General features: G+C 63.2%; 13 protein-coding genes. 1 reads left to right on the top strand and 12 read right to left on the bottom strand.

Annotated features, from left to right (window positions below):
* Window positions 1-28: 28 nt before the first annotated feature.
* The 12 genes from trbL to AC22G6_RS14275 all read right to left on the bottom strand — a co-directional run bounded on the left by trbL (window position 29) and on the right by AC22G6_RS14275 (window position 12,001).
* Window positions 29-1,384, bottom strand: coding sequence for a P-type conjugative transfer protein TrbL (trbL, locus tag AC22G6_RS14330; protein WP_034046882.1), 1,356 nt, complete (start codon window positions 1,382-1,384; stop codon window positions 29-31).
* The gene (locus tag AC22G6_RS14325) at window positions 1,381-1,707 is read right to left on the bottom strand and encodes a hypothetical protein (RefSeq protein WP_036412893.1); all 327 of its coding nucleotides are present in this window, start codon (window positions 1,705-1,707) and stop codon (window positions 1,381-1,383) included. The genes trbL and AC22G6_RS14325 overlap by 4 nt, the downstream gene beginning before the upstream one ends.
* Before the next feature lie 12 nt (window positions 1,708-1,719).
* Window positions 1,720-2,448: a P-type conjugative transfer protein TrbJ gene (trbJ, locus tag AC22G6_RS14320; protein WP_034046887.1), complete on the bottom strand. Its 729-nt coding sequence runs from the start codon at window positions 2,446-2,448 to the stop codon at window positions 1,720-1,722.
* On the bottom strand, window positions 2,445-4,892 hold the full coding sequence (gene trbE, locus AC22G6_RS14315; protein ID WP_034046898.1) for a conjugal transfer protein TrbE: 2,448 nt from the start codon (window positions 4,890-4,892) through the stop codon (window positions 2,445-2,447). The genes trbJ and trbE overlap by 4 nt, the downstream gene beginning before the upstream one ends.
* A gap of 12 nt (window positions 4,893-4,904) precedes the next feature.
* Window positions 4,905-5,177, bottom strand: coding sequence for a VirB3 family type IV secretion system protein (locus AC22G6_RS14310; RefSeq protein WP_034028659.1), 273 nt, complete (start codon window positions 5,175-5,177; stop codon window positions 4,905-4,907).
* Window positions 5,174-5,560, bottom strand: a complete 387-nt coding sequence (locus AC22G6_RS14305; protein ID WP_022995779.1) for a TrbC/VirB2 family type IV secretion system protein — start codon at window positions 5,558-5,560, stop codon at window positions 5,174-5,176. Before AC22G6_RS14305 ends, AC22G6_RS14310 begins: the two co-directional genes overlap by 4 nt.
* Window positions 5,557-6,627, bottom strand: coding sequence for a P-type conjugative transfer ATPase TrbB (trbB, locus tag AC22G6_RS14300; RefSeq protein WP_034046907.1), 1,071 nt, complete (start codon window positions 6,625-6,627; stop codon window positions 5,557-5,559). Before trbB ends, AC22G6_RS14305 begins: the two co-directional genes overlap by 4 nt.
* Complete coding sequence (locus AC22G6_RS14295; RefSeq protein ID WP_034046909.1) at window positions 6,624-7,100, bottom strand: ribbon-helix-helix protein, CopG family; 477 nt, start codon at window positions 7,098-7,100, stop codon at window positions 6,624-6,626. Before AC22G6_RS14295 ends, trbB begins: the two co-directional genes overlap by 4 nt.
* Window positions 7,097-9,112, bottom strand: coding sequence for a conjugal transfer protein TraG (locus AC22G6_RS14290; RefSeq protein ID WP_034046911.1), 2,016 nt, complete (start codon window positions 9,110-9,112; stop codon window positions 7,097-7,099). Before AC22G6_RS14290 ends, AC22G6_RS14295 begins: the two co-directional genes overlap by 4 nt.
* Before the next feature lie 231 nt (window positions 9,113-9,343).
* Window positions 9,344-9,607 (bottom strand): EexN family lipoprotein, encoded by a 264-nt coding sequence (locus AC22G6_RS14285; protein ID WP_034046912.1) that lies wholly within the window; start codon window positions 9,605-9,607, stop codon window positions 9,344-9,346.
* Window positions 9,604-10,548: a LysR family transcriptional regulator gene (locus AC22G6_RS14280; RefSeq protein WP_034046914.1), complete on the bottom strand. Its 945-nt coding sequence runs from the start codon at window positions 10,546-10,548 to the stop codon at window positions 9,604-9,606. The genes AC22G6_RS14285 and AC22G6_RS14280 overlap by 4 nt, the downstream gene beginning before the upstream one ends.
* A 109-nt stretch (window positions 10,549-10,657) precedes the next feature.
* Entirely contained in the window at window positions 10,658-12,001 is a 1,344-nt protein-coding gene (locus AC22G6_RS14275) for a nucleobase:cation symporter-2 family protein (RefSeq protein ID WP_034046916.1), read from the bottom strand.
* A gap of 447 nt (window positions 12,002-12,448) precedes the next feature.
* Here AC22G6_RS14275 and AC22G6_RS14270 point away from each other — a divergent pair.
* On the top strand, window positions 12,449-12,827 hold a 379-nt coding region (locus tag AC22G6_RS14270; protein WP_487367313.1), incomplete at its 3' end, for a 2-oxoglutarate and iron-dependent oxygenase domain-containing protein.

Below are 12,827 nucleotides of genomic sequence, written 5' to 3'. Positions count from 1 at the left end.
GGGTTCTCCTTGGTGGTCAGGTATCGGGTCACTCATCGGGGCGCAGGCTCGGGCCTTGCCCCGAGCCGCCGCCGTCGCCACCGCGCAGCGTGTGGGCGGCGGTGGTCGCGGCATGGGTGATCTGCTGGCGGCGGTGCATCCGCTTGGCCCAGGCGGGTTGCTCCTGCTTCGGTGCGCTGTCCGCGCCTTCGCCGGCGGCGGCCTGGCCGGAACCGGCCGCGCCGCCGTTCCAGCCAGAACGGAAGGAATCGGCCACCTTCTGCCCGGCGGCGGAAGCGCCCGATGCGGCGCGGCGGCCTGCCGCCTGCGCGCCGGTCTTGGCGACATTGCCAAGGCCAGCCGCCGCGCCCTTGGCCCCGCCACCCGCAGCGGCGGAACCGGCCTGGAATGCGGACTTGGCGCTGCTGGCCGCCGACGTGGCGGCGCGTGCACCGCTACCGGCCAGCTTGGCGGCGGCCGGGGCCATACGCGCGCCCGCCATGACCGCACCGCCCACGCCGGTCGCGGCGGCACCGATGGCAACGCCAGTGCCGACCGCGCCGACGGCAGCGCCGGCCATCGCGCCCGCGCCAAGCTGCGGCGCACCGGACACCAGGCCCGTGGCGATGCCGGGGCCGAAGATGCCCAGCGCCAGCAGCGCGAGCGAGGCCAGCATCACGACCAGCGCATGGTCGATGGAAGGCTCGTCGGGATGAACCTGGAACTCCGCGAACAGGCCCGAGCCGATACCGACGATGACGGCCAGCACCAAGACCTTGATGCCCGACGAAACCACGTTGCCGAGCACCTTTTCCGCAAGGAAGCTCGTCTTGTTCCAGAGTGCGAACGGAATCAAGACGAAGCCGGCAAGTGTGGTCAGCTTGAACTCGATCAGCGTGATGAAAAGCTGTACCGCGAGCACGAAGAAACAGAGGATCACCACCAGCCAGGCGATGAACAGCACCACGATGGGGTCGAGGTTCACGAACACTTCGGGGAAGCCGGCCATGTCGCCGATCTGGTCGAGGATCGGCGCGGCCGCGTCGATGCCGGTCTTCGCCAGGTGGCCCGGCTGCAAGAAGTTCTCCATCGTGATCGCCGAGCCGGTGGCGGTGATACCCAGCCCCGCAAATGACCGGAACACGATGCCCGACAGCCAGTTGAAGTTGTTGATGATGTAGGCGAAGGCACCGACGTAAAGCACCTTGCGCAGCAGCTTGGCGATCACGTCCTCGCCCTGGCCGGTGGCATGGCTCATGGCCCAATACAGGCCGGCGATGGTCATGTCGATGGCGATAAGCGTGGCCGTCAGGAACGCGACTTCGCCTTGCAATAGCCCGAAACCGGAGTCGATGTAGCGCGAGAACGTATCGAGGAATCTGTCGATGATGGTCACGTCGTTCATGGCGTGTCCTCCGCAGCGGCGAGCGGCGCATCGCCTTCCGGCGCGTCGTCGGCGGGTGTGTCGAAGCTGGGCGGGATCGGCGGCAGTTCGGCCAGCGTCCGGTATTCGTCCGGCCCGGTTTGGCCGGCGAAGAAGCGCCGCCGGAAGGCTTCGGCGGCGGCGCGGCAGGTGTCTTCGCCTGCGGTGTGCCGGTCGGTCGCGCATTGGGCACGCAGCGCCTTGAGCCGCACGGGATCGGCGGCCAAGGTCGCGGCCAGGTCTTCGGCCGGCTGCTGGCCGCAAGCGGTCAGCAGCACGGCCAGCAGGACAGGAACGCATCGCATGGCCGCCCCCTGTCAGTTGTTGTAGAAGTTGACGGACTGCGGCGTGTACGGCGTGCCGGTGCCGAGGAAGCGCCGCCGCACTTCGCGGGCGCGCTCGGTCGCCGCCGCCTGCCGCGCCAATTCCAGCGAGGCCGCCCGGTCTTGCGTGATCTGGAGTTGCTGGGCCTGGATGGACTGCTTGGCCTGCAAAGCGAGAAGCTGGTTCGTCGCCTGCATGGCCTGCAAGGCACCCGTGGCCGATTGGCTCTGGCTCACGAGGTCGGCCAGCGCGCTTTCGTCTTGCGCCAGGTTCTGCGACACCTGCGCCTGCATCCGCATTGCGGTGTGCAGCCCGTCGAGGGTGTTCTTCCACCGCTGGCGGGCATCGCGGAACATCTGATCGCCGCTGATCGTGGCGGCGTACTGATCGGGGTACAGGCGCGCAAAATCGCGGTCGAGGTTCTGCACGTCATAAGCCAGCCCCTGCGCCTCGGCAATCAGGCGTTCGGTGGTGGCGAGCGTCGAGCGCAGCCGGTTGACGATGTTGAAGTCGAGATTCGCCAGGTTGCGCGCCTGGTTGATGAGCATCTGCGCTTCGTTCTGGAGTTGCTGAATCTGGTTGTTGATTTGCTCCATCGTGCGGATCGCGGTCAGCGTGTTCTGCACGAGGTTCGTGGGATCGACCACGACCCATTGAGCATGGACAGTGGTGGCGGTGCAAAGCATGGCCGCGACGGCAGCGGCGACAAGGCGCTTCTTCATGATGGGTTCTCCTGTGGTTGGGAAAGAAAAGAAGCCGCCGCCGGTGAGGACGGCAGCAGGTCGGCGGCCCAATCGAGGCCGCGATGGCGCAGCCACGCACCGGCGAAGCCGGGAGCGCCGGCCTGCGTCAGCACGCGCTCTATGTCGCGTTGGTCTTGCGGTGTGGATGCGCCCGCGAAGGCGAGCGCGGCCGGCCCCAGGTCGAGGTCGAACAGGCGATTTCCCAAGCGCGATTGGTAGTAGTAATCACGCTTGGGCTGCGCGGTGGCGACGATTTCGATTTGCCGGCTGTTGAGGCCGAAGCCCTCGTAGATCGTGCGAATCTGCGGCTCGGTCGCCTGCGGGTTGGGCAAGAAAATCCGACTCGCGCAGCTTTCGATGATCGCGGGCGCGATGGTTGAATCCTTGATGTCCGCGAGCGACTGCGTAGCGAAGATCACCGACACGTTTTTCTTGCGCAGCGTTTTCAACCATTGCCGGATGCGTGCCGCGAAGGACGGTTCATCAAGGAACAGCCAGGCTTCATCGAGAATCAGCAGCGTGGGCGCACCGTCGAAACGCGCATCGAAGCGGGCGAACAAATAGCGCAGAACCGCTTGCACGGCGGCGGGGCTGTGCATCAGTTCTTCCATCTCGAAGCCCTGCACGTCGCCGCTGCCGAGCCGGTCGCGGTCGGCGTCCAGCAGCTTGCCGTGCGCGCCGCCCAGCACATACGGCGACAACGCCTGCCGCAGCGCGTTCGATTGCAGCAGCACCGATAGCCCGGTCATCGTGCGCTGCTCCACGGGCGCACCGGCAAGACTGCCGAGCGCCGACCAGATGGCGGCTTTCTCGTCGGGGCCGACGGTCACGCCTTCATGCAGCAAGCGGCCTTCGATCCATTCGGCCGCCCAGGTGCGGTAGCCCTCGCCGTCGATGCGGGCGAGCGGCTGGAAAGCGATGCCGCCATCGGCCCCGAGGTCGTAGTGCTCGCCACTCAGGCCGAGGATGGTGGCGCGCATCGAGCGCCCCATGTCGAACGCGAAGATGCGCGAGCCGCCATAGCGGCGGAACTGCAAGGCCAGCATCGCCAGCAGGACGGACTTGCCCATGCCGGTCGGCCCCGCGACCAGCGTATGCCCCACGTCGCCGATGTGCGTCACCAGCCGGAACGGCGTCGCGCCATCGGTGCGGGTGACGATCAGCGGCGGGCCGTCGAGGTGGGCGTTCTTTTCCGGGCCGGCCCACACCGCCGATACCGGCATCATGTGCGCCAGGTTCAACGTCGAGACGATGGGCTGGCGCACGTTGGCATACGCATTGCCCGGCACCGACGACAGCCACGCATCCACGGCATTGAGCGTTTCGGGAATGGTCACGAAGCCCCGGCCCTGGATGACGCGCTCCACCATGCGCAGCTTTTCGTCGGCCGCGGCGGCATCCGTGTCCATCACGGTGACGGTGGCCGTCAGGTAGCCGAAGGCGACTTGATCGCTGCCCAGCTCCTGCATGGCGGCATCCGCATCGGCCGCCTTGTTGCTGGCATCCGTATCGACCAGCGGGCTTTCCTGCTGAAAGATCGTTTCGCGCAGCAGCGCGATGACGTTCTTGCGCTTGGCAAACCATTGGCGCCGCAGGCGGCCCAGTTCCTTTTCCGCCTCGGCTTTGTCGAGGCAGAGGAACCGGGTGCTCCAGCGATAGGCAAAGCCCAGGCGGTTGAGGTCGTCCAGCAGTCCCGGCCAGGTCGAGGTCGGGAAGCCCCGCACCGACACCACGCGCAGGTGCTGGTCGCCCAGCATGGGCGCCAGACCACCGACCAGGGCGGAATCGACCAGCAGCGCGTCGAGGTGGAAAGGCACTTCGGGCACGCCTACGCGGTAGCGCCGCGTGGACACCGTGGCGTGCAGGTAGGTCAGCGTCTGCGCGTCATCGAGCCAGGCGATTTCCGGCATCACGCCATCGAGTAGGTCGAACACGCGATCGGTTTCCGCCACGAAGGCATCGAGCCGACCGCGCCAGTCCACGCCATCGCCCGGCGCATGCTCGTAGAGCAGCTTGGCCGCCCGGGCACGGGATTCCTCCGGCGGCAGGTAGGCCAGCGTCAGGTGATAGGCGCTCTCGAAGTGGTTGCCGGATTCCTCGAAGGCGGCGCGGCGTTCCTCGTCCACCAGCCAGGACAGTGGTTCGGGGAAGTCGGAATGCGGATAGTCCGCTGCCGGTTGGCGTTCTGCTTCCACGAACAGCGCCCAGCCCGAACCCAGCCGGCGCAGCGCGTTGTTCAACCGCGCCGTGGTGGCGATCAGTTCGCCCTGTGTCGCGCTGTCGAGGTCGGGGCCACGAAATCGTGCTGTTCTCTGGAAACTACCATCCTTGTTCAAGACGACACCCGGCGCGATCAGCCCGGCCCAGGGAAGCCAGTCGGCCAGCAAGGCGGGCCGCTGGCGGTATTCGGCAAGGTTCAGCATGGCGGCGTCCCCCTACACGTCCAACAGCGGGCGGTGCTTGATGTGCCGGGCGAAGACCTGCATGAACTGCGGATCGACGCGCGCGCCCCACACGGCCAGCGAGTGACCGACGATCCAGAGCACGACACCGGGAATCCAGAGTTGCAGGCCCAGCCCGACGGCGGCGGCCAGCGTGCCGTTGGCAATCGCCACGGTGCGCGGTGCGCCGCCCATCAAGAGCGGTTCGGTCAGCGAGCGATGCAGCGGCACCTCGAAGCCGGCCGCGAAGCTGTCCGGCCCACTCATACGACCGCCCCGCCGGAGAAGCTGAAGAACGACAGGAAGAACGAGGATGCGGCGAACGCGATGGACAGGCCAAAGACGATCTGGATCAGCTTGCGAAAGCCGCCCGACGTGTCGCCGAAGGCCAGCGCCAGGCCCGTGGCGATGATGATGATGACGGCGACGATGCGCGCGACCGGCCCCTGGATCGACTCCAGAATGGATTGCAGCGGGCCTTCCCACGGCATCGAAGAACCGGCGGCCTGCGCCGTACCGGCCAGGAACAGCAGCAGCGCGGCCAGCAGCAGCCCTTGCCCCGCCGGGCGGGCCAGGCTGCGCAGCCGCGCGAGGCTGGACAGGTGGGAAAGCGGATTTACGGAAAGACGGAAAGCATGGGCGTGCGTCATGGCAGTTCTCCAGGTTGGTCAAGGGACGGGGAAGGCGCAGCGGCATCGGCTGCGAGAGGAACCGGCGTCAGCTCGGGAAACGGCGTTTCCAGCGCGTCCGCCAGGCGGTAGCCCACACCGTCGAAGCCGACGACGCGGGCGATGCTTTCGACGCGGCGCTTGCGGCCGCGTCCGGCGATGTGGATGACGACATTGACCGCCTCGGCGATCAGCGCACGCGGCGGGTTCACCGCGACTTCGAGAATCAACTGTTCGAGGCGCAGCAATGCGCCCAGCGCGGAACCGGCGTGGATGGTGGCGATGCCGCCGGGATGGCCGGTGCCCCACACCTTCACCAAGTCCAGGGCTTCGCCGCCGCGCACCTCGCCGACAATCACGCGGTCGGGCCGCAGGCGCATCGTGGCGCGCACCAGCTCGGTCATGGACACGACGCCCGCGCGGGTGCGCAGCGGCACATGGTCGCGGGCGGCGCATTGCAGCTCTATCGTGTCTTCGAGCACCAGCACGCGGTCGCCGGTGGCGGCGATTTCCGCAAGCAAGGCATTGGCGAGCGTGGTCTTGCCGCTGCTCGTTGCCCCGGCGATCAGGATGTTCTGGCGCTCGCGCACGGCGCGGCGCAGGAACTCGGCCTGCCCGGTAGTCAGGATGCCGTCGGCCACATAGCGATCCAGGCCGATGATGCTCACGGCACGCTTGCGCAGCGCGAAGGCCGGGCCAGGCGCAGCCGGCGGCAAGATGCCCTCGAACCGCTCGCCGGTTTCGGGTAGCTCGGCGGTCAGCAGCGGTCGCCCGCGATGTACCTCCGCGCCGACGTGCGCCGCGACCAACCGGATGATGCGTTCGCCATCGTCTTCGGACAGTTCCACACCCAGCGGCGTGCGGCCCGACGACAACCGATCCACCCATAGGGTGCGGTCGGGGTTGAGCATGATTTCCACCACGTCCGGGTCGGCCAGCGCGGCGGCGATGACCGGCCCCATAGCCGTGCGCAGCATCTGGATGCGGCGATCCAGCGAGGCCGCAGCGGATGAACGCGGTTCGGGCGGGGTCTGCGGAACGGCGCTCATAAGGCACGCTCCGCAGTTCGTTCGTGGGCTTCGGCCAGCGCCGCCGTGTCATCCATCCGCGCCGGGTCGGGGTGTAGTTCCTCCACCACGTCGCGCACCAGGCTGCGGCCGCGCAGCAGGTGACGGCCAAGCTGTTCCACGAATTGCTCGAAACGCGCTTTGCCCTGCGCGCGGGCTGCGTCCTGATGGGCTTCGGGAACCGGCGTGCTGACGGTCAGGAAGTAGCGGATGAACAGCGCCAGCGTTTCGATCTGGATGTTCTGGTCGCGCTCCATGCGCTCGGCCTGGCGCGACAGGCGATCCAGCCGCTTGGCGATGGCCGCCTCGCGCTGGTCGCCGGCATCGGGCGACAGCCACGATGCGAGCGCCGCCGCGACGATGGATGACTTGGACACGCCTTTCTTGGCGGCCAGTTCTTCGAGGCGCTTGGCGTGCTCGGGCTGGATGAACAGATTGAGGCGGTATTGGCTCATAAGTCGATTCCGTCGTTGGGGTCGAGGGAAGCCAGCCGGGCCGTGCGCTGCATGGCCGGGTCGAGCTGGCCGGGGAGAGACGCCAAACCAGGCAGCGGCAAGTCGTCGTCGTCATCGAGCAGCGCCAGGTCGTTGCCTGCGGGCTGCGGTTCGGGGCTGTATTCGGCGACTTCGGATAGCTCCGGCTGGCGGCGTGGGCCGCCGTCGTCGGCGGTGCCTGCGGCGTCACTGGACAGGCCCGCAGCCGGGGCCGCTGGTACAGCGGGAATCGCCAGGCCGCTCCAGTCGTCGGGCCGGGCTGGCGGCGCATCGGCGTACTGCCCGGCCGCGAGCGCGGGCGGCGGCAGCACGCGGCGCTTGAAATTGCTGTCCGCGTAGTAGCGCAGCTTCTTCGCCTTGATCGGTGCCACGCTGGACACCATCACTACGGCTTCGTCAGTCGGAAGCTGCATCACTTCGCCGGGCGTCAGCAGCGGGCGGGCCGTCTCCTGCCGCGACACCATCAAATGCCCGAGCCACGGCGCAAGCCGGTGGCCGGCATAGTTGCGCTGTGCGCGCAGTTCGGTGGCGGTGCCAAGCGTTTCGGAGATTCGTTTGGCCGTGCGTTCGTCGTTGGTGGCGAACGTCACGCGCACATGGCAGTTGTCGAGGATGGAATGGTTCTGCCCATACGCCTTGTCGATCTGGTTGAGCGACTGCGCGATGAGGAAGCTGCGGATGCCGTAGCCGGCCATGAACGCCAAGGCCGTCTCGAAGAAGTCGAGCCTGCCCAGCGCCGGGAACTCGTCGAGCATCAACAGCAGTTTGTGGCGACGTGCGATGCCGTCGCTGCCGTCGAGCGATTCGGTGAGCCGCCGCCCGATCTGGTTGAGGATCAGGCGGATAAGCGGTTTGGTGCGGGAAATGTCCGAGGGCGGCACCACCAGATACAGCGACACCGGATGCTCGGATGCGATCAGGTCGGCGATGCGCCAGTCGCAGCGCGAAGTGACTTCGGCCACCGTGGGGTCGCGGTACAGGCCGAGGAACGACATGGCGGTGCTCAACACGCCCGAGCGTTCGTTGTCCGACTTGTTGAGCACTTCTCGGGCAGCGGACGCGACAACCGGGTGAGGCGCATCGCCCAGGTGCTTCGTCGTCATCATCCGGTGCAAGGTCAGCTCGAACGGGCTGGCCGGGTCAGACAGGAAGTTGGCGACGCCGCGCAGCGTCTTGTCCTCGCCCGCATAGAGCACATGCAGGATGGCTCCGACCAGCAGCGCATGGCTGGTCTTCTCCCAATGGTTGCGCTTCTCCAGCGCGCCTTCGGGGTCAACGAGAATGTCCGCGATGTTCTGCACGTCGCGCACTTCATGCGCGCCGCGCCGGACTTCGAGCAGCGGGTTGTAGGCCGCTGATTTCGGATCGGTCGGGTTGAGCAGCAGGCAGTGCGAGAAGCGCGAGCGCCAGCCCGCGGTGATCTGCCAGTTCTCGCCCTTGATGTCGTGGATGACGGCGGACGCGGGCCAGCTCAACAAGGTGGGCACCACCAGGCCGACGCCTTTGCCCGAGCGCGTGGGCGCGAAGGTCAGGACGTGTTCCGGGCCTTCGTGGCGCAGGTACTCGTTGCGGTACTTGCCGAGGAAGACGCCGGCTGGCTGCGTCAGCCCGGCCTTGCGAATGTCATCCGCTTCGGCCCAGCGCGCCGAACCGTAGGTCGTGACCAGGCGTGATTGCCGCGAGCGCCACACCGACATGGCGATGGCAACCACCACGGCCGCTAGGCCGCTGCCGCCCGCGATGGCCCCGCCTATGTCGAAGACATGCGGCGCATAGGCATCGAAGAAGAACCACCACTCGAACAGCCGCCAAGGGTGATAGACCGGCGTTCCGAAGAAATCAAACCACGGCAAGCCAAGGCGTAGTTGATAGCCGAGGGCGGCGGCTGTCCATTGCGTTGCACTCCATACGCCGGCGATCACGATGCCGAAAACGGCGGCGATCTGCCCAAACAGCACGCCCTGAGCTTGCATGACTGGCCTCCGATATTCCTGCGCTTTTCCTCGTCCGAAAGCAGCACAAGGACGTGCCGCATAGCGCGAGGATCAGTGCCGGGTCAGTGCCGGTCAAAGACTGTTATCGGAAGATATTTGATGAAAAAAGCATCGTTTCAGGTTGGGGAGAAACCAATAAAAACGCCGCAGGCGCGGGCGCGCTGCGGCGTGTTAGCAAAAAATGCAGATTATTTTTCGGCGATCGGGCAATCAGAACTTCGGCGGCGTCTCCGATGGTGTGTAGGGTGTCTTTCCATCGCCGTAGAACCGCTTGCGCGTAGCTTCGGCCACTCGGTTGCACAACACGTCGCCAAGCGTTGCACGGTCGGTCTTGCATTGCTGGCGCAGTTCCTTCAAGCGCACTGGATCGGCGGCCAGTTCTTCCACGGTCGGCACGTTGGCCTGCTTGGGTGTTTCCGACGGGCCGCAGGCCGTGAGCAGCGCGACCAGCAGCAAAGGTGTCACTCGCTTCATAGCTCGATTTCCTCCTGTGGGTCGGGTTCAGGTGGTGGCGGGGCCCTTGTGCCTTCCGGTAAGTCGATTGCTTGTACCCGCTCGATAAATCTCGACAGCACTTCGGAAACCTCGCCTTCGCACCGCAGCAGGTAGGTCGTCAGCATGGAAGAGCGTCCAGCCAAAGGCCGGGCCACCACGCCAGGCTCCCGGCTTGCTGCGATGTGCGGCCCTCCAGCCAGTCCCAATGCGAAGCCAGCCGATACCACCACCATCATCAACTCGAACGAGGCAACACGCTCGGCAATCAACGGTTCGCGTTCGGAACGGCGCAGCACACGTTCAACCTGCTTCGCATGTCCCTCGCACACCTGTGGGTCAGATAGCACCAGCGGGAATTGCAGCACCTCGTCCAATGGGATGCGCTTGTGCTTAAGCAGATGATGCCGCGCCGGTACGGCCACCATCAGCGGATCACTCCACACCGCTTCGACAGCAATGCCTTCACCCACTTCATCCGACTGCGCAAAGCCCACGTCGTACAGGTCATCTTGCAGCCCCTTGATCTGCTGCGCCAGCGGTACTTGGAATAGTCGAATATCAACCTCCGGTTCCTCCTGTCGGCAAAGCGCGAGTAAGGCCGGCAAGCGCGAGGGCGTGATGCCATCAGACAGCGCTATGCGTAGTTGGCCGTGGAAACCATTAGCTGCTGCCTTCACGCTGTCTCGGGCCTGCTGCAAGGCGCTGAACACGCGCGGCACATGCTCCAGAAATAGCTTACCCGCCCGCGTCAATCGCGTGCTGCGACTGGTGCGGACGAACAACTGTTCGCCTAGGTCTTCCTCTAGTTCCTTAATTGTGCGGGACAGCGGCGATTGCTCAATGTGCAACTTCTCAGCTGCGCGGGCGAAGTGAAGTTCTTCCGCTACTGCCTGGAAACAACGCAAGTGTCTCAATTCCACCGAAGAATACCCCTCAGAACTAGGAAAAACTCAGCAGGCGCCTGTTGTCCCTGTGCTTTGTTTGGAAGAAATCAATCACGAGGTAGATTCCATTATCCAAGCGCATCAATCATGGCTCAGAATCTTTTGCAACCTCCATCAATTCGATTCGCGCGGAATTATCATCACCCAATCCATTGAAAAAAAGGTTTAGCAGAATAGCACTGATTGCGGTTAGCAGAATTGGACTCTCTAAGATGGGGGCCAGTTCATGAGGAAGCTTGGAGAAGAACTTCGGCATCACGACAGGAATCATGCCCAAGCCTATGCTAATGGCAATGACATATAAGTTATAAACATTCTTCAGATTGACTCGCGCCAGAACTTTAATTCCAGTTGCGGCGACCATGCCAAACATTACGATCCCCACTCCACCCAATACAAAAGGAGGAATCGAGGCGACTAGAACAGCCATCTTGGGAGAAAGCCCAAGAACCATCAGGATAACTCCCGCCATTACACATACCCAACGACTCTTTACCCCGGTCACACTCACTAGGCCTACATTTTGTGCATATGAGGTATACGGGAAAGTATTGAATATTCCGCCAATTACCGTGCCCGCCCCATCGGCGCGAAATCCTCGAACGAGATCCTTTTCGCTGACTGGCTTATCCACGATCTCGCCCAAGGCAAGGAACATTCCAGTTGACTCTATGAACGTCACCAGCATGACAATGCACATCGCCGCAATGGCCCAGAAGCTAAATTTCGGCAGCCCAAAATGAAAAGGAAGAATCAAGCCAAACAAGGGTGCATCGCTTAGCTCATTCAACGACACAAGACCTACTGCGCTAGAGACAACGAATCCGCCGATCAACCCCAGCAGAATTGCAATGTTGTTGAGAAAGCCAGTGGTAAACCTCACCAAGGCCAAAACAGATATGAGAACCAAGCCTGCGATCGAAAGATATAACGGGCTACCGAAGTCCGGGTTGCCATATCCACCTGCTGACCAAGCAGCCGCAACTCCCATTAGAGAAAGCCCAACTGCCAAGATTTCTGTTCCTGTTACGACAGGAGGGAAGAACCTCAGCATCTTCCCAACCAATGGGGCAACCAGTACGCCAAAAATGCCTGCCGCGATTGTCGCTCCAAAAACGCCAGGCAACCCCGCTTGCGGATCGCTGCCGATTGCAATCATGGGGCCAATGGCCGTAAAAGTTACCCCCATCATTACAGGAAGCCTGATGCCAACGCCTTTGAAGCCTATGCATTGAATCAAAGTGGCAATCCCGCAGGCGAACAGGTCGGCACTAATAAGAAACGCAATTTGATCTTTTGGAAGTCCGAGGGCCGCGCCAAGAACAAGCGGGATGGCGATAGCGCCAGCGTACATCACCATGACATGCTGCGCGCCAAGCAGCAGCAGTGTTGGAGCGTTCATTTTCTTCTCGATATGGATACTCTTCATTTATTCCTCAAGTCTGTAGGTGCTTCTTAATCTTCTGGCCACCGTATGCGCTGCCTTTGATGCCCCAACAGATTAGGACAGCACCTCAAAGTAGCTTGGTGTGGTGTAAATTAAAATTTTGAGGATATTCGGTGACTTGGCGCTGAGGAAGTCATCAGCAGAAACGCTGCGTTCCATTTTTGAAATGGTTGTGCGCGCGCGGATCAGTCCATGACATGCGTAAGCCCACACCGTAGCGCGGCATCGCAGGGGGGCACCACCCCCATGCTTGCTTGGGGCACGCGTCTACCTAAGGAGACAAGCCGCTCGGGTCGTTTCAGAACAGGAACGTATCGTTTCCTTTAGACGCCTTACGTGATGAGCCGCAACGCCATAGATTAGCAATCTTCCAAGCGAAGCCTTCGTGCCTTGCATTTGAAGATCAACTAAATATGGATGCTTGCATCAATGATTATTTACACCCCCGCCTCAGCGGCAAAATTTATTCCTGTGATCGACTTGACGGGTAGCTTTTCCGAAGATATCGCCGACAAGAAGGCGGTGGCGTGGGAAATTCACAAGGCCTGTCGAGAAACTGGTTTCTTTTATATCAAGAATCACGGCATCCCTGAAGGCATGATTCAGGCGCAACTTGAATGTGCCCGGCAATTCTTTTCGCTGCCTCAGGAAGATAAGATCAAGTTGAATGTGGCGCACTCGCCGTCAATGCGCGGTTACGAGCCAATGGCAATTCAAGCATTGGATGACGGTTCGAGGCCAGACTTCAAAGAAGGGTTCATGGCCGGTATAGATGGACTGCAGGCCTACACCACAAATGGGGAATTCA

It is taken from the genome of Parazoarcus sp. PS-13 R2A (assembly GCF_057621855.1).
This window is presented reverse-complemented; position numbering and strand designations above follow the sequence as displayed.

Bases quoted from the DNA above. Each gene is read 5' to 3' on its own strand.
- AC22G6_RS14275 (WP_034046916.1), bottom strand. From the start codon at position 12,001: ATGAAGAGTATCCATATCGAGAAGAAAATGAACGCTCCAACACTGCTG.
- trbB (WP_034046907.1), bottom strand. From the start codon at position 6,627: ATGAGCGCCGTTCCGCAGACCCCGCCCGAACCGCGTTCATCCGCTGCG.
- AC22G6_RS14310 (WP_034028659.1), bottom strand. From the start codon at position 5,177: ATGAGTGGGCCGGACAGCTTCGCGGCCGGCTTCGAGGTGCCGCTGCAT.
- AC22G6_RS14290 (WP_034046911.1), bottom strand. From the start codon at position 9,112: ATGCAAGCTCAGGGCGTGCTGTTTGGGCAGATCGCCGCCGTTTTCGGC.
- AC22G6_RS14305 (WP_022995779.1), bottom strand. From the start codon at position 5,560: ATGACGCACGCCCATGCTTTCCGTCTTTCCGTAAATCCGCTTTCCCAC.
- trbL (WP_034046882.1), bottom strand. From the start codon at position 1,384: ATGAACGACGTGACCATCATCGACAGATTCCTCGATACGTTCTCGCGC.
- trbJ (WP_034046887.1), bottom strand. From the start codon at position 2,448: ATGAAGAAGCGCCTTGTCGCCGCTGCCGTCGCGGCCATGCTTTGCACC.
- AC22G6_RS14285 (WP_034046912.1), bottom strand. From the start codon at position 9,607: ATGAAGCGAGTGACACCTTTGCTGCTGGTCGCGCTGCTCACGGCCTGC.
- AC22G6_RS14295 (WP_034046909.1), bottom strand. From the start codon at position 7,100: ATGAGCCAATACCGCCTCAATCTGTTCATCCAGCCCGAGCACGCCAAG.
- trbE (WP_034046898.1), bottom strand. From the start codon at position 4,892: ATGCTGAACCTTGCCGAATACCGCCAGCGGCCCGCCTTGCTGGCCGAC.
- AC22G6_RS14325 (WP_036412893.1), bottom strand. From the start codon at position 1,707: ATGCGATGCGTTCCTGTCCTGCTGGCCGTGCTGCTGACCGCTTGCGGC.